This window comes from Listeria sp. ILCC792 (assembly GCF_900186135.1).
Lineage (GTDB): Bacteria > Bacillota > Bacilli > Lactobacillales > Listeriaceae > Listeria > Listeria goaensis.
Map to the genome: position 1 here is coordinate 99,971 of NZ_FYBO01000002.1, position 22,422 is coordinate 122,392.

Sequence of the window (22,422 nt, forward strand, 5' to 3'; positions counted from 1 at the left end):
CGTTCCGTTTATTTTTTATTTTGACGGTATAAATCTTTACTTTTAAAGCCCGCCTTTAAAATGGTTTTTGTTTCTTCCAAGCGTTTCTCTTCTGTTGCCGTTTGTTTCGCACTAAAAACATAGCTTGCCCAAGTTTTTTGATAACCCGCAGCAAGTTTTTCATACAGCTCAGAAGCCTCCGCATCGTCCGCAAGTCGCGCTTTTAAATCGGGAATTTTCTCTGCATAATTCGTCTCAGCCTTCGCTGCACTTTTTCCTTTTTCACTGAAAGCTTCCTTCATACCAACAACTGTAAACGTATCATCCATGCTCACCATGCGCGAAAACTTCAAACTACTTTTTGGCAAAAAGCCTTCCTCATCAACTTTAAGCGTTGGCATAATTTCATCACGATGCACAAACGTGTCGTACACCGAATTTCCTTTTTTCGGATATGCCACAAACAAATAGCCCTTCTTGGCCAGGCGGTCGTGCTGAACAACATCGTTTACAAAAGCCTCCATTTCCGCCATCGTTAGCGCAAAACCAAAAATCAAATCGTACTGTTTTTGTTTAAAAGAATGGTCCACGCTAGCCAAAGCATCAAGCTCAGTGAAATCCTGTGGCACGTTTAGAACCGCTTTGTTCGCGTATTTCGTTAAATTAAGTTTTTCTACAATCGACTTTGCCATATTATTTGCTCACATGACTTGCGCCAAATTTTTGAACTACTTCCATGACTTCATCACGCTTATCCTCGCGAATGTAAGAAACCATTTTTGGAACCATTGCCATCAAATACTTTTGGTCAAAATCTCCCGAATCTTGTTTGCCAAAGCTCTCGCTAAGAAGCTCCTTCATAGCGGATTCTTTCCCCTTTTCAGTCCGCTCTAAAATAAAATCAAGAAACTTTTGTTGTCCTTCATTCATTGTCAATTCCTCCTTGTGTCTTATGAAATAAGTATAATAATCCAGCGCTTTTTAGGCAAGAAAAATCCCCTTTCAAAAAACAAAGGGACCCTTTACGCTATTTCACCATCAAAAACGTACTACGAACTTGCTTCATCATTTCAATTCGCTTTTCAGACATATGGTCAGCAGCTTCTGCTGGAATGATGCCTTCAGCCTTTGAAATCTCATAGACTTTTCCAATTTGATCATAAATTTCATCAATTTTTTTCTTCGCACGGTTTTCATTGTAGCCAAGCAATTCATCCGCCACATTAATGACGCCACCAGCATTTACGATATAATCGGGCGCATATAAAATTCCGCGTGCAGAAAGCATTTCGCCATGCGTTTGAATATCAAGCAATTGGTTGTTTGCACTTCCGCAAATCATTTTAAATTTTAAATTTGGTATGGTAACGTCATTTAAAATTCCGCCTAGCGCACACGGGGCAAAAATATCCGCGTCAACCGCATAAATATCATTTGGCAAGACCGCTTCCGCACCAAAATCGCGTACCGCTCGCTCTACCGCGTCTGGGTTAATATCCGTCACGACAAGCTCCGCGCCTTCCGCGCGTAACAGCGCACAAAGCGCGTACGCCACGTTGCCAACACCTTGGACCGCTACTTTCTTCCCAAGTAAAGAATCACTTCCAAAAGCCTCTTTTGCAGTGCGCTTCATTGCTGCATAAACACCCCGCGCTGTCATTGGACTTGGATTACCCGATGAGCCAAACGTTTCAGATATCCCTGTCACATATTTGGTTTCTTCATGAATGTAGTCCATATCTTGAACGGTCGTACCGACATCCTCAGCAATAATGTAACGGCCGTTTAAACTTTCCACATAACGACCTAGCGCACGAAACAACGCTTCGCTTTTGTCCTTTTTCGGATCTCCGATAATGACCGTTTTCCCGCCACCTAAATTGAGCCCCGCAGCTGCATTTTTATACGTCATCCCACGAGCTAGACGAAGCACATCGAGAAGCGCTTCCTCTTCCGTTTCATACGGCCACATCCGACATCCACCAAGCGCTGGTCCGAGTGTCGTATCGTGAATCGCAATAATCGCTTTTAGTCCAGAAGCCTTATCTTGACAAAAAACAACTTGTTCATAATCATTTTTTTCCATCTTCTCAAATAACATGATACATTGCCCCCTTTAGTCTAAAACACATGAAACTCAACTCGCTACCCTTATTATACGAATTTTGAAAGCGCTGTAAAAGTTTTTGGATTATTTAAGACGAAATTCATACTTTTTGTTTAAAACAAAAACTTTCGACCTATTTTATTTGTATGCGCTTTCATGAAAGGAAGGACTTTCGTTTTAGTTTCTACGTCGCACAAAGTGCCATAGTTTGAAAATTAACTCGAAGCAGAAAAATAAAAAAGTATTATTGTAAATAAGGAACCCCCACAAATTCTATGCTTTGCAGGGGAAATACATTTTACTAATTAATATTTTAAAGTTTATTTTGGTTGTTCCTTTTCTAACGCATCAAAATATACATCCATTTCTTTCTTATTCTGATTAATCTTCCTACATATACGAAATACAATGAAAATATATAATAAAATTAAAACAGAAGAGATAATGAGTCTAACATTCCGTTTCGTTAAAGACTCCTTTAATTCGACTTGCGTCATCTTATTTAGATAGCCAATATGCTGACTATAAGCATCGTTCACTTTTCTCGTTATAGATTTTGTACTTAGCCCAACAGCATTTTCTAATTCCGGATTCGCTTTTCCATTTTTCTCTCGGAAAGGTATTTCATAAACCGTATCATTATCGTTTTCTCCCTCATTTTTTTCAATCTTTCTAATGTATATATTGCCCGTATTCTCCCACGGAACACTAGCATCATAACCATTATTAAGGAGTACATGAAAAAAAACATCCGTGTCCCAATTAACTTTAGTAACTTTTCGATCATATCTCTCTGGTTCAACCCAAGCATCAATACTATAATCATTTAATGATAATTCATTTCGCCCAAAAAGAGAGTCAAAGTTAAAAGTAATGTTAGGGTTCAACTTTTTCCAATCTTTATCATACTTCAATTGTAAAAAATAATGTGTTCGCTCTTTTGCACCTGCATGTTCAAGCCAGTAACTATGCTTAATAGATGAATAATTAAATAGCCCTAACATGAATAAAAATATCAAGCTGACTAACGAAAGTAACATAACTTTTTTATTCATATTCCACCCACTCATTATTATGATTTTGTATGTTTTGAAAGAAATCAGCAGCAACTTTCCTATCTTCAATTGTTATATTTTGCGCTTTTGTATTATGCATATGCTCTTGATATTGCAAAACTAAACAATCCATTCCATTATCATAAGAACCTTTACCTAAATTCATAATAAACTCATCAGCTCGGTTTGTTTCACCCGCACTGATTTCAGAATAGTAATCATTAACTACAGTAATTATAGATTGTTTGCTATCTAATCTATCAGAAATGTTAACAGCATCTAAGTCCGCTTTATAATCATCTGACTTCATACTAGGTCTTGCTCCATTCGTGCCAAAAATGTCTCCAATATACCCTGCGTTAGCATTAACATCAGGTATGCCATTATACAATTCTCCCACACTCTCTGCAAGTTCTCTAAAATAGTCATCTCCATTATTTTTACCATAAAGAATTGTAGAGGTTGTAATCGCCATATGCGCAAAATCAGTCTTGCCACTAAATTGTGCAAATAAACTATTATACTTCTCTTTTTCTTCTGTTGGTAGCTCTCTATACTCAATCTTATATATTCCTTTTACGTATGACTCCACATCTGACCAAGAACAAATATTATGTTGATTAATAATTGCATTTTCGATAAGCATTAGCTCACTTTCAGTCATACCACAGTTATCTAAATTACCTCCATGAAATAAGCTCCCATTTATAAGTTTCCATTCCATTCCGTCATATTGTAACGTTCCTAATATAGAAAAAAATAAATAACTCCCATCTTTTTCTCCGCACTTAGAAGACAAATTATAATATAGTTTATACATTGCTTTACTTTCTTCTTCATTAAAGCCAAATTGCGCTTGCATATTTAACATAAAGTCAACTTTTTCATCGTTAAATACCATCATTCCTTTCCGATAATTCGTAGGAGTGATTGTTTGATTTCCAACTTTAGTTAGCATACTAGCAAGTTCTTCTTGCAAAGCTTCGACCTTTTCAAACTCTACAGTCCATTTTACATCAAAGTCTGTTAGTTTCGCTTCAACCAAAGTAATTTCTCTCAATATATCATAATGTAATTGTTCCAACTGCCCTAAATTGGCAGGTTCTATCGGAACGAATTCATTCACTTCCTCAATTAATTGGTTTAATTCCCGGTACACTTGCATTTCTTCTTGCATCATCTGCTCTAGCTCTCGCTTGTATTCATACTTGATTGCAGGTACATCCACAATCCCATATGCTCCAAACTGGGTTTCCGCATTCGTAACATATTTTTGCAATGTGGTCAACATCAACTTATTAATGTCAAGCGTTTTTTGTTGAACGGGTTTATAGGATTCCTGCAAATAAGCTCGACTTGCATCTGCTGTTTTCCCCTCGAAACTCTCTTTTGTTTGTATAACAAATGTATCCGTTGCTTGAATCGCATCTGTTAAACTGGTTTGTTCTTCCTTTAAATCCTGTATGACTTCTTGTACATGTTCCCGTAACGCTTGTACATCTATCTTCATAGATTCACTTCACCCCGTAATTTCAATGTTGTCTATTAGACTTTTATCCAACTGAACAAATTCAACGCAATTCGTTTCTATATCCCTTGTTGTATCTTCTCCGAACTGCTGGACTTCTTCAATTTGCGTACTTCTCATACATAAAACAGCCTCAACCTTTTGACAACTTTCCAATTGATTTTTTCGCATTGGTACCGCTGATTTCTTGTAGGAAATCGTTTGTTTATTGAAAAACTGGTGTGTACTTTCCAAAATATTGGCTTCATTTATCTTGATGCTAGACATTCTCTTGCGCCTCCAGTCGTTTTAAGTTGGCATAGTACTGGACATTATTTTGATACTCGCTCATATACCCAGTTCCTCGCTCAATTTCTTGTTGAATTCCACTTAACATGCTCTCCACTCGTGACACTTGGCTAGAATAATAACGCCTGTTCTGATCTATCATTTGATTGATAGTACTAGAAGAAGTATCCCGCCAAAAATCTTCCGTCAGAGAATGACTTCGAATTAGAAGCTGATTGATTTGCCCATCTTTCTTTTGGGTTTGCTTTAGAAGGACTTCTAATTGTTTTTGCTTGACTTGTTGTTTCGAAAGCATTTGTTTGAAATGTATGATTTCTCCGTCATATTTTGACATGGTGCCACCTTCCTTTGTTTATCATCTCACAATTTGATTATATACAATTTTATACCGCATGACAATAAAACAAAACTAATGTTTTATAAAGCAAATCATTTTATCTTCTATTTGTAATTTTGGATTTACTTATTGGTCGAAATCAGAAATTAATCCTCTCAACATTTTTAAAACCCACAGAGCAAATTCTCCGTGGGTTTACACCTACTTTTCCAAAAACCTTACTTGCTCTGTAATCTCAATATCAGGGTGCATGCTTTTCGCGACGGGGCAAGCGTCTTTCACGAGATGCACCGTTTTTTCAGCCTTTTGTTGGAATTCCGCTGCCACTTTTACTTCGAACTGCACATTAATCTTTTTAATCACGTGCACCGGCTGCTCTAAATCTTGCTCGTAGTCCACATCAACTTCCAAATCTTCGAACGGAATCCGCTTCTTCTCAAGCAACTTCGCGTACACATAGACGCTACAAGCCGCGACAGCCGCCACCGTAATTTGCACCGGTGAAAAACCTTCTTCTTTGATTAAAGGCCAGTTCCCAGTCTCGTGTAAAAGTTCCACTTTCTTTCCTACTTTTTTTAAATACAATCCAAACCCCTCCAAATCCCGACTAAATAAGTAAGAATAATTATACCGCTAGTTGCTTCGCCTGTCAAAAAAAGCAGCTAAGCTTTTACGCCTAGCCGCCTTCATTTTATTCTGTGACAACAGCATAGATGCCGTCGCGTTCCGAGTACTCAAGCTTAAGCCCCATATTCGGATCCATGTGCGCGAAATGTTCCGCCCAGTAGCGAATCGCTTGAATAAGTGAGAAATGGTCTAATTGCTGAATCACACGGTCATTTTGAATGACGTCAGCGCCAAACCCAATTTTATCATCATAGGTTAGCGCGACTTGTACATCATCGAGCGTTAAACCTTTTTCGTGCGTGAAGAAGGCGATAACCGCGTTTGAAATATTTCCTTCATCAAGGATTTCTTCTCGCGTACTTGTTCCTGCTTGAATCGTTTCATGCTGAACATCGGCATGGTTGCCGCGACTAGACTCCACCACTGGTTCCGCATGGCGATTTTTTCGTTTACTAAACAACATCATTACTAGACGAATAATTAAAATAATCGCTAGAATGTTAATCATTAAACCTAAAATGTTTCCAAATGCGCCCATTCCAGAAAGCAGACCGCCAAATAATAAACCAGCGATTCCGCCCATCATTAAGCCGCCCATAAGTCCTCCGCCGCTGAAAAACCCTCGTTTACCAGCATTCGCATTCGTTTGCGAGCGGTTTACATTTGAACGATTAATTCCGTTGTTATTTGACTTAAACGATCTAACTGGCGAGCGGTAGCCCCTTGCGTCCGCCTCTTTCACTTGCGAATATTGTGCAGGAACTAGGTTGTCAACAATCGTACCTCCTACTGGCGTAAAGATTAAGCCAGCTGCTAATAATACAGAAACTAATTTTTTCACACTCTTCCTCCTTCTTTTGCGTACAAAAAGACCTTACGAAATAAACGTAAGGTCTTGCAAACAATTTAAAATTGCTAACTATGCCGGGCATAAAATCCGGATTGACGACATAGCTATGACTGCTACTCCCCTTAAGCGGGATTTTCTTATGAACTTAACTACAACTATACACGTTTCTAAAGCAAATTTCAAGATGAATGATCACGAAGAGACACTGGTTTGTCTAAAACTTCTTTCGCAATCATGGCACGCTTCAAATTTATGCTTGAAAGTTTTTGTCGATGTGAACGATGCGTTTCAAATCCACTTCTCGTCACATTAATATCTTCAATAGTCGACTCGCGCTCCATTTGTTTTCGCGCACGCTCCGCTTGTTTTTTAGCCGCAACATCTACTTTCGTCGTTTGAACTTGCGGTGCGCTTGTATAAGTCCCACTTGTTACAGCAGGTTTTGCTTTCGGGCTCGGTTTTGAATGAGTTTTCATCGCATCACGATATTCATTCCGCGCCTCATTCATTGCTTGCCTCATCTTACTTTGCGGAGCTTTTCCAGTTCCAGCTTTCCGCTTACTTTCAGCCTCTTTTTTAGCATGCCTAGCAAGCAAGACGCCACCTACCATGATAATCAGTGGTAAAAAGCCCATCAAGTCGCTAATGAAATCCATTGGATCAAAAGACATATTAGGCACCTACTTTCCTATCAACCGATTGGTTTGTCGTCGCCGGCAATTGTTTCGCGCATACTTGTATCCGCTTGAACGTTCTCCATCTTATAGTAATCCATGACCCCTAGTTTTCCTGCCTCAAAAGCACTTGCAATCGCTCTAGGAACTTCGGCTTCTGCTGCCACAACGGCTGCACGATTTTCTTGTTCCAGCGCAATCGCTTCCGCTTTACGTTTCGAAGCCGCCGCCTGAGCAACTTCCATATCAGCATTTGCTTTTTCAATATCAAGTTTTGCTTTAATATTGTCCCCGATACGCATTTCCGCAATATCAATGGATAAAATTGTATATGCTGTCCCGTCTCCAAGCCCTTGCTCCTGAACTTTTTTCGAGATGCTATTTGGGTTTTCTAAAACATCTGTATGTTCACGCGTTTCACCGACTGTTGATACAACTGCTTCACCGACACGGGCGATAACAGTATCTTCACCGGCACCACCGACGATACGTTCAATATTAGATTGCACCGTAATTTGCGTAATAACTTTTACTTCAACCCCGTTTTGCGCTACACCTGTAAATTCAGGTGTACGAATAACTTTTGGCGTTACGGAAGTTTGAACCGCTTCTAAAACGTCACGACCTGCTAAATCAATGGCAGCCGCACGACTAAAATCAAGCTCAATATTTGCGCGATGAGCCGCAATAAGGGCATCAACCGTATTATCAACGTCACCACCTGCTAAATAGTGGCTTTCCAATTGGTTAACTTCAAGTTCAAGTCCAGCTTTTACAGCTTTAATAAGTGGTTTCACAACTCGCGACGGAACAACACGACGTAAGCGCATTCCGATAAGCGTTCCAAGCCCTACCGACACTCGCGCGGAGATTGCACTAATCCAAAGCCCCACTGGTACTAGTGTAAAGAAAATAATTAAAACTAGAATAATAAGTACTGCAATAATAATTGGTCCTGCATACATCATCTACTTCGCCTCCATTTTTAGTTCTTCTACAAGCAAATAGCCAAAATCAATTCCAACTACTATAATTGGCGTCCGAACGTCCAAATAACCATTTTCAAGTCTCGCCTCATATACTTTGCCTTCAATCTCAACACGCCCAATCGGCTTCATCGTTGTCACAGCAATACCAGACTTTCCATAAACCTTATCTCGTAGCGCTTTCATTCTTTCAATTTCTTTATCCTCTAAAACGCCACGATGAACGAGTCCCCAAGAGTCTCCGTATACTAGCTCGTCTTCTGAAAAATTGTGCGTCATTTGTGTCACCCTCTTTCATCAAGGTCATGCGCAACTGCTATACCTTTACCATACCTTAATTACCATTCATTTACAATTATTTTTTTGTAAAAAAGCTCCTTTCTTGTAATTTAATTAACGCCAATAAATAGTTAACTGAAAATTTTTGCTTATAAAATAATTATAGCTGACCTAACGTTTATTTTCCAACGTCTAGGAAAGTATGGCTTATCCGTCTTAGGACTGATTCGTATGGGAGTGATTGGGAGGGGCAGAAGGTTAAGTTTGGTGAGAAAGCCGTCTGAATGGCAGCTCTTGATGCGCGGGGGGATTTTATCGATTAACACCTTTCTTCGTTCGGTCTTATATTGCGTTTCTAAACGCTAAAGCGTTATTTTCTTTTATGGATTAACACCTCTCTTCGTTCGGTCTTATATTGCGTTTCTAAACGCTAAAGCGTCATTTTCTTTTATGGATTAACACCTCTCTCCGTTCGGTCTTATATTGCGTTTCTAAACGCTAAAGCGTTAAGAAACGCAATAAAACCCATCCACAAAGTGGATGGGTAGTTGTTAGCTTAAAGTCGTATGTAGATTATTTTACTGCTTCTTTAAGCGCTTTACCAGGTTTGAATGCTGGTACTTTACTTGCTGGAATGTCGATTTCTTCTTTAGTACGTGGGTTGCGACCTTTACGAGCAGCACGTTCACGAACTTCGAAGTTACCGAAACCGATTAATTGAACTTTTTCACCTTTAGAAAGGTTTTCTTGAATAGTTTCAAATAATGCTTCTACAGCTTTCGCAGCATCTTTTTTAGAAAGTTCAGCTTTTTCAGCTACACTGTTTACTAAATCTGTTTTGTTTGCCATTTTTGTTTCACCTCCCTCAAAAGAATAATCCAAAATAATCAGGTCTTAATTATTACTTGGACGTTCCTTTTCCCAAAATCACTTTAAGGCTTAAGAAAAATCTTTGAAGAATTAAGACCGAAACGGCTTAAATGCAAGCCTTTGCAGTAATTCTGATAAAAGATTATCACATAATCCCCGCGACTGCAAGGATTTATGCCAAATTGACACTATTTCTTAACATTTCAAACATAATACATTACGCTTAAAACGTGATAGTATCAATCTGTTACACATAATACTAACTTGGAAGACCTATAATAGCAAGCGAAATCATCGCTTGGAACGAAAATAGTTCTTTTTCCTCATAAAAACAAAGCAAAAATATGTCTGTTACCTGAAAAATCTAGGTTTCTTCGCCTAGTTTAATACAAAAGCATATTTTGTAAACACGCTTTCATATCGCTATTAATGCCAATTCCTTCTTCAATGAATGCCTCTACAGAACCATACTTCTTTTCCATTTCTGTAAACGCAATTTCCAGATAGCTCGGCTTCGCTTCTGCCATTGGTCGAATGGCATCTAGCTCAAGCGGGACGTCATTTCCAGTGAACGCTTTAATTAAATCAACCATTTCGCTTAAAATCTCGTCCGTATACTGGTTTGTAAGCTCATAATCGTTAAAAATCGTTTTCTCTGGAACGTCTAGTACTTTTAATAAAAGGGCGCCTAAAACGCCTGTACGGTCCTTTCCGGCGGTACAGTGGAATAAAAATGGTGTTTGACGTGTGAGAATTTGTTCGAAAATTTCGCGATAGCTACCGAGCGACGTTGCAAAAACTTTATAGCTTTCCCCCATCAGCGGTTCATAAATCGCGCTATCCGTTGGTAAATCTAACTTTTGTTTTTCCGCTGGTTCATTTTTAGCTGTACCAATTGGGATATTGAGATTTGGAATGTTGGGGATTTCAGGCGTTTGTTGTGCGGTCACTTCGGTTGTGCTACGCAAATCGCAAATCCATTTGATGCCAAGCTGTTCAATTTGTGCTACGTCATTTTTGGTGAGGCCTGCTAAATTGCCAGAGCGATACAGTGCCCCCCACTTTACCTGCTTGCCGTTTTCATTCATGTAGCCGCCTAAATCGCGGAAATTAAACGTACCTTCAAAGTTTAGAATCCGCTGGGTTGAAACGGTTATCTCACCATTCGGTTGTTCTAAAATAAAATAGGGACGTGTCTTTGTTTCAGACGTGTAGGCGATAGTTTCTGGAACCGCTGTCAAGGTTGCAATTTGGCGGCTCGCCTTTGTTTTTTCAGGCTTTGTATCGACGTACAAAATGGAGCCGTTCTCAATTTTTTCATCAAAAGTAATGTTGTATTGTTTTTCTTCCTGAATGACTAACATTTTATCCCTCCTCTTGATTTTTATTCTAGCATAATCCGCAAAAAAAGCCGACTCTAAAATAGAGTCAGCTTTTCAATAAGATGAATGGCTTGTTTTATGGGTTTCTATATTTTCAAGGCGTATAAATCGCTTCAAAACCACTCTATTTTAGAGTTTTCGGTTTTAAAACTTCTCTTTCTCTACTTTTTTCTCGCGTCCCATCAACATATCAACGGCTTCGCCTGGAGCTTTTTCGGCAAAAAGCACTTCGTAAATCGCTTTTGAAATCGGCATATCGATGTTCAGTTTTTCTGCCCAACCGTAAACCGCTTTTGCCGTTCGGACGCCTTCTACGACCATGCCCATGCTTTCTAGCACCTCATCTAAGCTTTTTCCCTTGCCAAGCATGTTACCAGCTCGCCAGTTGCGGGAGTGCACACTCGTACAGGTAACGATTAAATCGCCAATCCCTGTTAAGCCGTAAAACGTTTGCGGATGAGAACCTACAGCAACCCCTAGACGCGTAATTTCCGCCATTCCACGGGTCATTAATGCCGCTTTCGCATTATCTCCGTAGCCAAGACCGTCAGAAATCCCTGCACCTAACGCAATGATATTCTTAAGGGCTCCGCCAATTTCCGCACCTACAACATCTTCATTGGTATAAATGCGCAAATTATTGTTGATAAAAACGTCTTGAACTTGCTCGGCCAGCGCTAAATCATGGCTACTTGCACAAAGCGTTGTTGGATGACGAAGAGCGACTTCCTCGGCATGGCTCGGACCAGAAAGGACTACAATGCCTTTCCGTTTTGTCGCATCAATTTCTTCCGCAATCACTTCAGACATGCGTAAATTCGTTTCAGGTTCAATTCCTTTGCTTACATGAACAATGATTTTCGGCTCCGTAAGCGTGTCATTTAGCTGTTTACAAACGATGCGCATCGCATTTGTCGGAATCGCAATGACGAGCATATCTGCATGGCTGATTGCCTCTTCTAGCGAAAGCGTAGCCCGAATGGACTCCGGTAGCTGAATATCTGGAAGATAATGAGCATTTTTATGCGACTGGTTAATCTCATCAACAATCGCATGATGATTTCCCCAAATAAAAACCTCTTCATTATTGTCGGCTAAAACCATAGCAAGAGCAGTTCCCCAGCTTCCCGCACCGAGAACTGCGATTTGTTTTTTAGTCAAAATAAACTCCTCCATTTCTATTTCCGCTTACGTGGTATCACGCGAATTGGTGTCCCTTCAAATGGAAATGCTTCACGAATTCGGTTTTCTAAGAAGCGTTCATATGAAAAGTGCATAAGTTCGGGTTCATTGACAAACACAACAAAAGCGGGCGGTTTGACAGCCACTTGGGTCGTATAGAAAATTTTAAGTCGTTTTCCTTTATCCATCGGTGCCGAATTCATTGCAACGGCATCACTAATGACATCGTTAAGCATGCTCGACTGCACGCGCAGTGAATGATTGTCGCTCACTTGGTTGATAAGCGGGAACAAATTGGTCAAGCGCTTTTTCGTTAATGCTGATACAAAAACGATGGGTGCGTATGTTAGAAATTGGAATTGTTCGCGAATATCTTCCGTAAAAGTATTCATTGTTTTTTCATCTTTTTCGATGGCATCCCATTTATTTACGACGATGATAATCGCGCGGCCTGCATCGTGAGCATAGCCAGCAATTCGTTTATCTTGCTCGCGAATGCCTTCTTCGGCGTTTAAAACGACAAGGACGACATCGGAGCGCTCGATGGCGCGCATGGCACGTAAAACGCTGTATTTTTCAGTACTTTCGTAAACCTTCCCTTTTTTCCGCATACCGGCCGTATCGATCATAACGTATTCTTGATCTTCAAACGTATAACCGGTGTCAATCGCGTCGCGTGTCGTTCCTGCGATATTTGAGACGATAACTCGGTCTTCGCCTAGCATGGCGTTAATAAGTGAGGATTTCCCAACGTTCGGACGGCCGATTAATGAAAATTTAATCACATCATCATCGTATTCGTCCTCTTCTTCTTGCGGGAAATGTTTGCGTACTTCATCAAGCAAATCCCCGAGTCCTAACCCGTGCGAACCGGAAATTGGATAGGGCTCACCGAAACCAAGTGAATAAAAATCATACACTTGATCGCGCATTTCAGGGTTATCTACTTTGTTGACGGCCAGAACGACTGGCTTTTGCGAACGATATAAAATTTTAGCGACTTGTTCATCGGCATCAGTCACGCCTTCACGACCATTTGCAATAAAAATAATGACATCCGCTTCATCAATTGCGATTTCTGCTTGTGCACGGATTTGGTCTAAAAACGGCTCGTCGCCAATTTCGATTCCGCCCGTATCAATAATATTAAACTCTTTTCCAAGCCATTCTGCTGTATTGTAAATTCGGTCACGCGTTACGCCTGGGACATCTTCTACGATAGAAACACGTTCCCCGACAATGCGGTTAAAAATGGTCGATTTCCCAACGTTCGGTCGACCTACAATTGCTACAACTGGTTTCACCATTCTATTCACCTTCTTTTTCTTTCAAATTCCTATTTATCAGACTTTATTAAGTTTATCAGTAATTGCCCCTTATCGCAACAGCTGAAATTTAAACATAAAAAAAGCTTTACCAGAAAAAGATAAAGCTTGTGTGATACGTTTATGGCGGAGAAAGAGGGATTTGAACCCTCGCGCCGCGTTAGCGACCTACACCCTTAGCAGGGGCGCCTCTTCAGCCTCTTGAGTATTTCTCCGAGTGACTCCACAGGCAGGACTCGAACCTGCGACCGATCGGTTAACAGCCGATTGCTCTACCAACTGAGCTACTGTGGAATAAACTTAACAAATTTAATTATAATCAGCTTTTTATAAAAAAGCAAGCGAAATTTCAGTTGAAATTTCGCTTGCTTGAAGCTGTTCCATTCGCTATATATTGCAACTTCCCACCACATTTCCCGCACGCATAACGATTCACGTTAAACTTCCTTTTCCTAAAAAAGTCTTGCCCGCATTGTTCGCAAACATAGACGTGCTTCGGAATGTCCGGCTCGATAGCTTTACAAAAGCGCGGGGCATCGACTTCTTTTAAAAGGGCGCGAAATTCAGCGTCGCGGTGCATATAGCCTTTTCCTTCTAAATGCAAATGGTAATGGCAGAGTTCGTGCTTCATAATGCCTAAAAAATAGTCTGCGCCGTAATGAAACAAGTATTTCGGATTCATTTCAATATCGTGCGAACGAAGCAGGTAGCGCCCGCCCGTTGTCCGCAACCTTGAATTAAAACGCGCCTGATGTTTAAACACTTTATCAAAGTATCGAAGCGATGTTTCTTCCATCCATTTTTGTAATTCCGCTTGTTCCATTTTACGCCCCTGCAGGTCCTACCATAGAAAGTGCGATACGGTTTTTCTTCAAATCGACTTCTTCTACCCAGACGGTCACGATATCGCCTACTGAAACAACGCTCATTGGATTTTTGACGAACGAACGGCTTAGTTTCGAAATGTGAACTAGTCCATCTTGTTTGACACCGATATCAACAAAGGCTCCGAAATCTACCACATTTCGAACGGTCCCTTGAAGCTCCATTCCCGCTTTCAAATCCTCCATCTTGATAACGTCTTGTTTTAGCATGGGTGCTTGGAGCGAATCACGTAGGTCACGCCCGGGCGCAATTAGGTTTTGAATGATATCTTTTAGCGTTTCTACCCCGATTTCAAGTTCTTTGGCGGTTTCTGTGACATTCAAATCGGCGAGCGCTTGTTTTAAGCTGTCTGACCCGATATCTTTTACCGTATGATTAGCTTTTTCGATGAGTTGTTTCGCGGCAGCATAGCTTTCTGGGTGAATTGCGGTCTTATCAAGCGGATTCTTCCCTTCTAGAATTCGCATGAAGCCAATACTTTGCTCGTATGATTTTGCGCCAAGACGGGGCACTTTTTTCAGTTCGGCACGCGATTGAAATGGCCCGTTTTCCTCGCGATATTTGCGAATGTTCCCCGCAACCGTTTTGTTTAAACCTGCCACATATTGGAGCAACGCGGCTGATGCGGTATTCACGTTTACGCCAACTTGGTTTACAGCCGTTTCGACGACAAACGTCAAAGTATCATTTAATTTTTTCTGTGCTACGTCATGCTGATACTGGCCAACGCCAACTGATTTCGGATCGATTTTAACCAATTCGGCGAGCGGATCTTGCAGACGGCGACCAATTGAAACGGCGCTTCGTTCTTCGACTTGATAATCAGGAAACTCTTCACGCGCCACATCACTAGCGGAATAAACACTTGCGCCGGCTTCGTTTACAATCGTATAAAACGCTTGGCTATTTGCTTCTTTTATGACTTCTACAATAAATTGCTCAGTTTCTCGCGATGCCGTTCCATTACCAATGGCGATGATTTCAATAGCATATTTCGAAAGCCACTCGGTTACTTTTTGTTTAGCTTCTGGCCGGCGCGCTTTAGCTGTATGCGGATAAATAACACCAATTTCAAGCACTTTTCCTGTAGAATCTAAAACGGCGAGTTTACAGCCTGTACGATAAGCTGGGTCAACGCCTAACACGACTTTGCCTTTTAACGGCGGTTGCAAGAGTAATTTTCGCAAGTTTTCCGAAAAAATATCAATCGCATGATCTTCGGCGATTTCGCTTAACTCGGCGCGAATTTCACGTTCAATTGCTGGTCCAATGAAACGTTTGTAGGCATCTAAAATCGCGACGCGGACGACTTGAACGGAAGCGTTCTCCTTTTTCGGCAACATGCTTTCTTCCAAAAAGTGGTGAATTTTCGTCGTATCGACTTGTACAGCAACACGGAGAACGCCTTCTTTTTCGCCGCGGTTGAAAGCAAGGACACGGTGATTTTGCATTTTAGCAATCATTTCTTGATACTCGTAATACATTTCGTAAACAGCTTTTTCGTCCTCAGCATCGTTTTTCTTCGTGGAAACAATCATCCCAAATTTACGCGTAAAATCGCGAATCCATTTGCGATACTCCGCCACATCGCTCACTTGTTCGGCGATAATTTCGTGCGCACCTTGCAACGCTTCTTCGGCAGTTTGAACGTTGTTTTCAGCCGAAATATAACGCGCCGCCTCTTCTTCAGGATTTCCGTCAGAAAATGTGAGTAACCATTCAGCGAGTGGCAGTAAACCTTGTTCCTTCGCAATGGTCGCTTTTGTTCTTTTCTTTTGTTTAAAAGGGCGGTAAAGGTCTTCTAATGTTTGTTGTTTATCCGTCCCTAAAATTTGTTTACGTAGTTCTTCCGTTAATTTTCCTTGTTCCTCAATTAAACGAATGACTTCTTCTTTTCGCGCCTCTAGCTTGGTGATATATTGGTAAGTTTCTTCAATATCTCGAATTTCGACTTCGTCAAGACTGCCCGTTTTTTCTTTACGGTAGCGGGCGATAAACGGTACGGTATTCCCTTCTTCAAGCAATCCAATTACTGCATCAATTTGCGCGGGCTTATAAGTTAATTTCTTGTAAATAAATGGTAAGACACTTTTTTCCACGGTATGTACCTCCTCGAACTTCCTTCTTTTCTAGTGTATCAATAAATAGAAAAAACTGCCATTTAAAAATGACAGTTCGGTTCTCTATTCGGGAAATTTCCCAAGCACAAAAGTAACATCATCCATTGGTATATCCGGCACTAAGCGCTCGATGTCGTATCCCGTTTTCGCAAGGCACTGCGCTGAAGTTAAATAATTTTTCACTTTTTTTAAAACTAATCCGTCTGAATGGAGCAGAAATTTTGAGCCGGGCTTAAATTCCATATTCTTTTGCTTAAAATGCTGTTTTCTTCCAGACAGAAACCCAGTTGTAGAAAGCGGAAAACTTAATTTCCCATGACTATCAAGCATGTAAAAACGAATGTTACCAAGAGCGACATATGCCAACTTTTGTGTTTTAAAATGGGCGCGTATAATGGCAACTGCAGCACCTCGAAGGCCAGAAACAGCCTGATTGCAATGTTCTATCATAGTCACCAAATCCGCCTCTGGTTCATTTTCCACAGTGTCCGTTATGGCTTTCGCTGCAAGATGCGCCTCGTAACCACTTCCTAATCCATCTGCTAAAACGCATAAAAAATGATCGTCTTTTTCATACGTGTAAAAAACATCACCACAATACTGCTGGAGCAGCTTAGCGCGTTGGAAAGTGAATAAATCTAATTTATTCTCCGTTGCCATTTCAATCCACTTCCTCATTTTGCAAAGCATCTCGCAACTTTTTGATGGCTTGGCGTTGAATACGTGATACGTGCATTTGCGAAATATCAAGCAGTTCGCCTGTTTCTTTTTGACTGCGATTTTCAATAAACGTATATTGCAAAATTTTCTGCTCACGTTCATCTAAAACTGGAAGTACCTTTTCTAAAAGCATCCGTTGATTCACTTGTTCAAAACCGTCATCATTGTTACCGACAACGTCTAAAAGTGTAATCGTACTGCCGTCTGAATCTGCTTCAATAGAATGGTCAACAGAAAGTGCTTGATAGCTCTTGCCCATTTCCATTGCTTCCAAGACCTCTTCTTCAGAAACACCAATGTAAGCGGCGATGTCTTTGATTTGCGGTGAGGTTTGCATTTCCCGTGTCAGCTCTTCAACCGCATTTTTAATTTTAGGACCAAGTTCTTTTATTCGTCTCGGCACGTGGACACTCCACGTTTTATCTCGTAAAAACCGCTTGATTTCGCCGACAATAGTTGGGACAGCAAATGCTTCAAAGCTTTTACCAAAAGTGGCATCATAGCGACGAATTGCTCCGAGTAGGCCAATGTTTCCGACTTGAACTAAATCTTCATGAAAAGACTTTCCTTGCGAATATTTACGCGCGATGGACTCAACCAAGTTTTTATAGTGCACAACGAGCTGATACTGCGCCTCGTCATCGCCCGTCTCTTGGTAAGCCTGAATCCATTCATAGACTTTTGCTTTTGTGGCATCTTTATCAGGTTGAGACACTCTCTGCATTCTCCCCCACCTGCTTTTCATCAATATATTTGGTCATTACAACGGAAACTCCGTCATCATAATACAACTTCACATCGTCCATAAGTGTTTCAATCAGAAATAATCCTAAGCCTCCAATGCGCATAACATCTGTTTCATCTCCAACTTTGTATGGCCCAATATCGGCTTTTTTCGCTTCTGGATTAAAACTTTTTCCTTTGTCTGTGACAATAACGTCTAGTTTGTCTTCATACAACTTAAACTCAATTCTCACTTCACCGTCTGCCACTTCTTTTAACCCGTGATGAATCGAATTCGTTATCGCTTCGCTCACGGCAATTTTTAAATCCTCAATTGCTTCATAGGAGAAACCGGCTTGACTTGCAATACCAGAAAGCGCAAGGCGACCAAGACTCACATATTCTGGTTTTGCCGGAAGCAGTAGCTCAATTTTATCACACGTTGTTGCCATTCATTTCACCCTCTATATTTTTGATTTCAATAATATCCGACAGTCCAGTAATTTCAAATAGGCGATACAATCGTTCAGAAAGACCAATGAGCACCAATTCGCTCTCGTTTGAGCGCAAGTTTTTAAATACGCCCACAAAAACGCCAAGTCCTGTACTATCCATATAACCAACTTCTGTTAAATCGACTTTTAAAACAAAACGCTTTTTATCTTGAAAACCTTCAAGCGCTTCTTTTAGTTTTGGAGCCGTATAGGCGTCGATTTCCCCAATGACAAAAGCACTTGCCGTATTTTCATTCTGCTCTTTAATTTCGATTTTAATGTTCATTTTGTCACCTCATTAAATTTTGGTATACCCAGTGCTATTACCCTAACCCTTTTGTCTTTAAACCTGCTTGCTTCGCTTTATTGCGATTAGCGTAAAATCATCATGCAATAAAAAATTTTGCATTTTAAGTAAATGATTATAAATGGCCTCAACCATTTTTTGTGGTTCTAAATGTATGTATGTGTCAAAAATCTTAATCAAGTCATCTCGTTCGATGAAATCATTTCCCACTTTAGCTTCCGTAACGCCATCTGACATGATGAAAATGACATCTTCTTCGGCTACCTCTTTTTCAAATTCGCGATACTGCGCCTGTTTATCCACGCCAAGTGGCAATCCTTTAGCATATAAATCTGAAAATGTTGCGGTTTCTGCTTGATAATGCAAGCCCAGTTCATGCCCCGCCGAACTATACTCGAATAAATGTGCATCCGCATGGTAAACTCCAAAAAACATCGTAATAAACATGTTGTCATTAATATTTTCTTCGGCAATTTCATTTAAAGATTCAAGCACTGTTCTAGGTGTATACTTTTCGCCGACCATATTGTTTAGTGCGTATTTTATCATCGAAATACTAAAAGCAGCTGGGATACCTTTACCGACAACATCAGCAAGTGCAACGGAGACTTTATCTGGAACCAATTCGTCGCGGATAAACGAATAATAATCTCCGCTCATCTGTCTTGCTGATCTGCTGACAACACCAAATTCCATGCCTTCTTGACAAGGCAAATCGGTTTTCATTAACGTTTTTTGAATCGTCTCAGCTTGTTCAATTTCGCTTCGAAGCGCACGTTGCTCTGTTCGCAAGCTGATATGCTCTAAATAGGCTAAACCATAGCCAATCATCATTTCCAGTAAAACATCAAATGATTTTCTGACATGTTCCGGCAAATTTGAATCATATTCTTCAAGAACAGAACGATGAATGTTAATAATTTCTTCTGGTGGAATATTATTTTCCATAGCCACTTTTGTTAGTTTTTCACAGCTATATAAAATTTCCTCATCCTGATGTTGTAAATATTCAAATAAAATCTCTTTATATTGCTCATTAAATCGTTCGTTCATTTTAATTGCCCCCTAGCGAACCCACTTCGTTGCAACAATGATCGTCCCTTTTTCGTCCCCACTTGTGTAGGAATCAATATTAAAACTATCCATAAGACGTTTTACTCCTGGGAGCCCTGCACCTAATCCGCCTGATGTTGTAAAGCCATCTTGCATAACTTTTCTAATATCCAAAATACCTGGTCCTTTATCTTTTGCTTCAATTTGTAACCCTTGTTTTCCCGTTTCAGTTACTTTCGTAATACATATTTCCCCTGTTCCAGCGTAGAGAAAGATATTTCTTGCAAGCTCACTAATGGCTGTTGTAATTCTCGCTTGATCAACTGTACCAAAGCCAATTTCTTTTGAAATTTTTCTTCCAAGTTGTCTAGCTGAAACAATATCCCATTCATCCGTAATTTTTACACAGGATTGGAAATTCATCTCTATTCCCCCAATTCCTGTTTCAATTTTTCAAGGCCACTTTCAAGATCCATGGCTGAAAGAACACCTTCAAATGTAATTCCAAGTTCAATTAATGTAATCGCGACTGCTGGTTGTATTCCCGTTACAACAACACGCGCTCCCATTAATTTTGACATACTGACGACATCCCCTAGAATTTTAGCAATAAAAGAATCAATAAAATCAATGGACGTAATATCAATCACGACTCCACGAGCAGAAGTTTCATGAATTTTCGCCAGAAGGTCTTCTTGAAATTCCATCGCTGTTTTATCATCTAGTTCACTTTGAATCGAAATTAATAAACATTCACCTAATTTCAAAATTGGAATCCCCACAGTTTCACCCCTCTTTTTCTACTATTTCTCTATTTGTTAAAGCTAGCGCACGTTCCATTCCTTTCTTCAAGGTGTTTGTTGTAATAATCTGATCAAGTTCTATCCCTAAATTAACGATGGTCTGTGCAATTTCTGGTCGAATACCAACAAGCATCGGCTGGCAGCCAACGAGCCGAACTGCTTCAGAAGCTTGGATAATATGGTGTGCAACCATTGTGTCTACAACTGGAACACCTGTAATGTCAATGAGCACTACTTCAGAACGATGCTTGACAACCCCCATAAGTAGGTTTTCCATAATTTGACGTGCGCGTTCTGTATCGATGGTTCCGATTAAAGGCATGACGGAGATGTTGTTAAAAATCGGTAAGAGCGGTGCCGATAATTCTTGTAGTGCCAGTCTTTGAATTGAAACAGTTTTTTCCCACGTATCTGCATAAGCTGTTACGATTTTGTTATACATGGAAGATAACCAGTTTTCAAAACGGTAATAAGCGTCTTTTTCCGCTGTGGCCTCTCTTTTTTTGAAAAATGCTTCATCACGAATTTGTTTGTAGACGAGCAATCCGAAAATGCGTAAACCGGTTGTTACAAAATGTACCGGCCAGCCTAAGAGCACTACTTTCTCAGCGAAATCGTCTAGTTTATCATTGAATGTTTCTATTTCAATGACGTTTGAAATGATTAAATCAATAAATTCATGACTTGTTTCTTCATACATGACTTCCGTTATAACATCGGATATTCGTGAATCTAGCTGTAGCTTCATCTCATTCATCCATTCGGATAAAATGTCATCTCGATTTAAACGGATAAAATTCGCAAAATCTTTATACATCGTGTTAAAATCCAACCTTTCTTCTACCACCTAGTTAAACTCTCTTTTTGTTTCAAAAAACCTGCCATAAGGAAACATTTTTTGAACAACATAGGTTCGATGCTTCTTATGCCAGGTACTTCAGACATTTCAATATGATTGTTTAGAATTATGTACAAGTAGCCCGTCATTTAAAACGTCTTTTTCGCGAAATCTTGACCCTATTACCATCATTCGTTTTTCCCATTTGATTATGTATTTTTTAGAACTCAACAATTCCTAAACTAATTTCAAGTGCGCGATTTACTTTATCCATGAGTTCATCGTCCAAATGGGTGATTTTATCTGTTAAACGCTGCTTATCTATCGTTCTAACCTGCTCTAGTAAGATAACCGAATCTCGGTCAAAACCATGTTTTTTGGTTGCTTCAATATGTGTGGGTAGTTTTGCTTTCTGAATTTTCGCAGTAATGGCCGCAACAATAACGGTTGGGCTAAAACGATTGCCGATGTCGTTTTGAATGATGAGAACAGGCCGTATCCCCCCCTGCTCGCTACCGACCACGGGGGAAAGATCCGCGTAGTAAACATCACCACGCTTAATCAAAAGCCTAACCTCCTAATACTTCAATATTCTTACTTTCTGCCTCTGCCTCAACATGAGTGCATTCACAAGCGATTGCAAAATTAATTTTGGCCATTTCTGTGTAGCCACGTTCCATTTCTGTGCGCATTTCACGTGCCTTCTTCTGTTTCAAAAATTCTTGAGTTGCTTCCATAATTACTTCACTCCGCTCCACTTTTTCTTCTTCTACTAGACGGTCGAGTTCATCAATCACTGCTTGAGACAAAACAATAGAAATTTCTTTGTGTTGTTCTCTTTCTAACACGTCTTACACCCCCAAAGCTGCGTACAAAACTTGTATCACCTCTATGGTACCATTATGTGCTATTTTAGAAAAGTATTTTTATGGTTTTTCTAAGTAAAATAAGCAAATTCTAGCTATTAGTCCTATGGAAACGGAAAATTTTCAGGCCAATCTAGTTATTTT

General features: G+C 40.1%; 28 protein-coding genes and 2 tRNA genes. All 30 read right to left on the reverse strand.

The window, feature by feature from the left end:
- Positions 1–8: 8 nt before the first annotated feature.
- Positions 9–671, reverse strand: a complete 663-nt coding sequence (locus CFS60_RS03105; RefSeq protein ID WP_088815341.1) for a YdeI/OmpD-associated family protein — start codon at positions 669–671, stop codon at positions 9–11.
- A 1-nt stretch (position 672) separates the two neighbouring features.
- Positions 673–909: a hypothetical protein gene (locus tag CFS60_RS03110; protein WP_088809165.1), complete on the reverse strand. Its 237-nt coding sequence runs from the start codon at positions 907–909 to the stop codon at positions 673–675.
- A 97-nt stretch (positions 910–1,006) separates the two neighbouring features.
- On the reverse strand, positions 1,007–2,080 hold the full coding sequence (locus tag CFS60_RS03115) for a Glu/Leu/Phe/Val dehydrogenase dimerization domain-containing protein (protein ID WP_088838813.1): 1,074 nt from the start codon (positions 2,078–2,080) through the stop codon (positions 1,007–1,009).
- A gap of 326 nt (positions 2,081–2,406) precedes the next feature.
- On the reverse strand, positions 2,407–3,141 hold the full coding sequence (locus CFS60_RS03120; protein WP_088825566.1) for a hypothetical protein: 735 nt from the start codon (positions 3,139–3,141) through the stop codon (positions 2,407–2,409).
- A complete protein-coding gene (locus CFS60_RS03125; RefSeq protein WP_088838814.1) occupies positions 3,134–4,651 on the reverse strand; it encodes a T7SS effector LXG polymorphic toxin in 1,518 nt (505 codons plus the stop codon). Before CFS60_RS03125 ends, CFS60_RS03120 begins: the two co-directional genes overlap by 8 nt.
- 9 nt (positions 4,652–4,660) lie before the next feature.
- On the reverse strand, positions 4,661–4,936 hold the full coding sequence (locus CFS60_RS03130) for a hypothetical protein (RefSeq protein WP_088825564.1): 276 nt from the start codon (positions 4,934–4,936) through the stop codon (positions 4,661–4,663).
- Entirely contained in the window at positions 4,929–5,291 is a 363-nt protein-coding gene (locus CFS60_RS03135) for a hypothetical protein (protein ID WP_088825563.1), read from the reverse strand. Before CFS60_RS03135 ends, CFS60_RS03130 begins: the two co-directional genes overlap by 8 nt.
- Positions 5,292–5,495: 204 nt before the next feature.
- Positions 5,496–5,879 carry an OsmC family protein gene (locus tag CFS60_RS03140; protein ID WP_088809169.1) on the reverse strand — a complete coding sequence of 128 codons (384 nt, stop codon included), beginning with the start codon at positions 5,877–5,879 and terminating at the stop codon, positions 5,496–5,498.
- Positions 5,880–5,985: 106 nt separating this feature from the next.
- Positions 5,986–6,762: a DUF2653 family protein gene (locus CFS60_RS03145; RefSeq protein WP_088809170.1), complete on the reverse strand. Its 777-nt coding sequence runs from the start codon at positions 6,760–6,762 to the stop codon at positions 5,986–5,988.
- A 188-nt stretch (positions 6,763–6,950) separates the two neighbouring features.
- The gene (locus CFS60_RS03150) at positions 6,951–7,442 is read right to left on the reverse strand and encodes a hypothetical protein (RefSeq protein WP_088838815.1); all 492 of its coding nucleotides are present in this window, start codon (positions 7,440–7,442) and stop codon (positions 6,951–6,953) included.
- A 20-nt stretch (positions 7,443–7,462) separates the two neighbouring features.
- Positions 7,463–8,413 carry a flotillin-like protein FloA gene (gene floA / locus CFS60_RS03155; protein ID WP_088809172.1) on the reverse strand — a complete coding sequence of 317 codons (951 nt, stop codon included), beginning with the start codon at positions 8,411–8,413 and terminating at the stop codon, positions 7,463–7,465.
- On the reverse strand, positions 8,414–8,710 hold the full coding sequence (locus tag CFS60_RS03160) for an NfeD family protein (RefSeq protein ID WP_088809173.1): 297 nt from the start codon (positions 8,708–8,710) through the stop codon (positions 8,414–8,416).
- Positions 8,711–9,283: 573 nt separating this feature from the next.
- Positions 9,284–9,559 carry an HU family DNA-binding protein gene (locus CFS60_RS03165; RefSeq protein ID WP_088809174.1) on the reverse strand — a complete coding sequence of 92 codons (276 nt, stop codon included), beginning with the start codon at positions 9,557–9,559 and terminating at the stop codon, positions 9,284–9,286.
- A 404-nt stretch (positions 9,560–9,963) separates the two neighbouring features.
- Positions 9,964–10,944 carry a tyrosine-protein phosphatase gene (locus CFS60_RS03170; RefSeq protein WP_088838816.1) on the reverse strand — a complete coding sequence of 327 codons (981 nt, stop codon included), beginning with the start codon at positions 10,942–10,944 and terminating at the stop codon, positions 9,964–9,966.
- A 162-nt stretch (positions 10,945–11,106) separates the two neighbouring features.
- Positions 11,107–12,123 carry an NAD(P)H-dependent glycerol-3-phosphate dehydrogenase gene (locus tag CFS60_RS03175; RefSeq protein ID WP_088838817.1) on the reverse strand — a complete coding sequence of 339 codons (1,017 nt, stop codon included), beginning with the start codon at positions 12,121–12,123 and terminating at the stop codon, positions 11,107–11,109.
- A gap of 17 nt (positions 12,124–12,140) precedes the next feature.
- A complete protein-coding gene (gene der / locus CFS60_RS03180; protein ID WP_088838818.1) occupies positions 12,141–13,451 on the reverse strand; it encodes a ribosome biogenesis GTPase Der in 1,311 nt (436 codons plus the stop codon).
- 142 nt (positions 13,452–13,593) lie between these two features.
- Positions 13,594–13,684: transfer RNA gene (locus tag CFS60_RS03185), tRNA-Ser, on the reverse strand.
- Positions 13,685–13,690: 6 nt separating this feature from the next.
- Positions 13,691–13,763 (reverse strand) — tRNA-Asn (locus CFS60_RS03190).
- A gap of 55 nt (positions 13,764–13,818) precedes the next feature.
- Entirely contained in the window at positions 13,819–14,292 is a 474-nt protein-coding gene (locus tag CFS60_RS03195) for a SprT family protein (protein WP_088809178.1), read from the reverse strand.
- 1 nt (position 14,293) lies between these two features.
- Entirely contained in the window at positions 14,294–16,453 is a 2,160-nt protein-coding gene (locus CFS60_RS03200; RefSeq protein WP_088809179.1) for a Tex family protein, read from the reverse strand.
- 84 nt (positions 16,454–16,537) lie between these two features.
- Positions 16,538–17,140, reverse strand: coding sequence for a PP2C family serine/threonine-protein phosphatase (locus tag CFS60_RS03205; protein WP_162859611.1), 603 nt, complete (start codon positions 17,138–17,140; stop codon positions 16,538–16,540).
- Positions 17,136–17,918, reverse strand: coding sequence for an RNA polymerase sigma factor SigB (gene sigB, locus CFS60_RS03210; RefSeq protein WP_088838819.1), 783 nt, complete (start codon positions 17,916–17,918; stop codon positions 17,136–17,138). Before sigB ends, CFS60_RS03205 begins: the two co-directional genes overlap by 5 nt.
- Positions 17,896–18,369 carry an anti-sigma B factor RsbW gene (rsbW, locus tag CFS60_RS03215; RefSeq protein ID WP_088809182.1) on the reverse strand — a complete coding sequence of 158 codons (474 nt, stop codon included), beginning with the start codon at positions 18,367–18,369 and terminating at the stop codon, positions 17,896–17,898. The genes sigB and rsbW overlap by 23 nt, the downstream gene beginning before the upstream one ends.
- Positions 18,353–18,697: an STAS domain-containing protein gene (locus CFS60_RS03220; RefSeq protein ID WP_088809183.1), complete on the reverse strand. Its 345-nt coding sequence runs from the start codon at positions 18,695–18,697 to the stop codon at positions 18,353–18,355. Before CFS60_RS03220 ends, rsbW begins: the two co-directional genes overlap by 17 nt.
- 57 nt (positions 18,698–18,754) lie before the next feature.
- On the reverse strand, positions 18,755–19,771 hold the full coding sequence (locus CFS60_RS03225) for a PP2C family protein-serine/threonine phosphatase (protein WP_088838820.1): 1,017 nt from the start codon (positions 19,769–19,771) through the stop codon (positions 18,755–18,757).
- A gap of 12 nt (positions 19,772–19,783) precedes the next feature.
- Complete coding sequence (locus CFS60_RS03230; RefSeq protein WP_088809185.1) at positions 19,784–20,194, reverse strand: anti-sigma regulatory factor; 411 nt, start codon at positions 20,192–20,194, stop codon at positions 19,784–19,786.
- Between the two features lie 2 nt (positions 20,195–20,196).
- Complete coding sequence (locus CFS60_RS03235) at positions 20,197–20,553, reverse strand: STAS domain-containing protein (RefSeq protein WP_088809186.1); 357 nt, start codon at positions 20,551–20,553, stop codon at positions 20,197–20,199.
- 4 nt (positions 20,554–20,557) lie between these two features.
- Entirely contained in the window at positions 20,558–21,391 is an 834-nt protein-coding gene (locus CFS60_RS03240) for an RsbT co-antagonist protein RsbRA (RefSeq protein WP_088809448.1), read from the reverse strand.
- Between the two features lie 241 nt (positions 21,392–21,632).
- Positions 21,633–21,977 carry a type II toxin-antitoxin system PemK/MazF family toxin gene (locus CFS60_RS03245; protein ID WP_088815348.1) on the reverse strand — a complete coding sequence of 115 codons (345 nt, stop codon included), beginning with the start codon at positions 21,975–21,977 and terminating at the stop codon, positions 21,633–21,635.
- Positions 21,978–21,981: 4 nt separating this feature from the next.
- Positions 21,982–22,260, reverse strand: a complete 279-nt coding sequence (locus CFS60_RS03250; protein WP_088809188.1) for a CopG family transcriptional regulator — start codon at positions 22,258–22,260, stop codon at positions 21,982–21,984.
- Positions 22,261–22,422 lie beyond the last annotated feature (162 nt).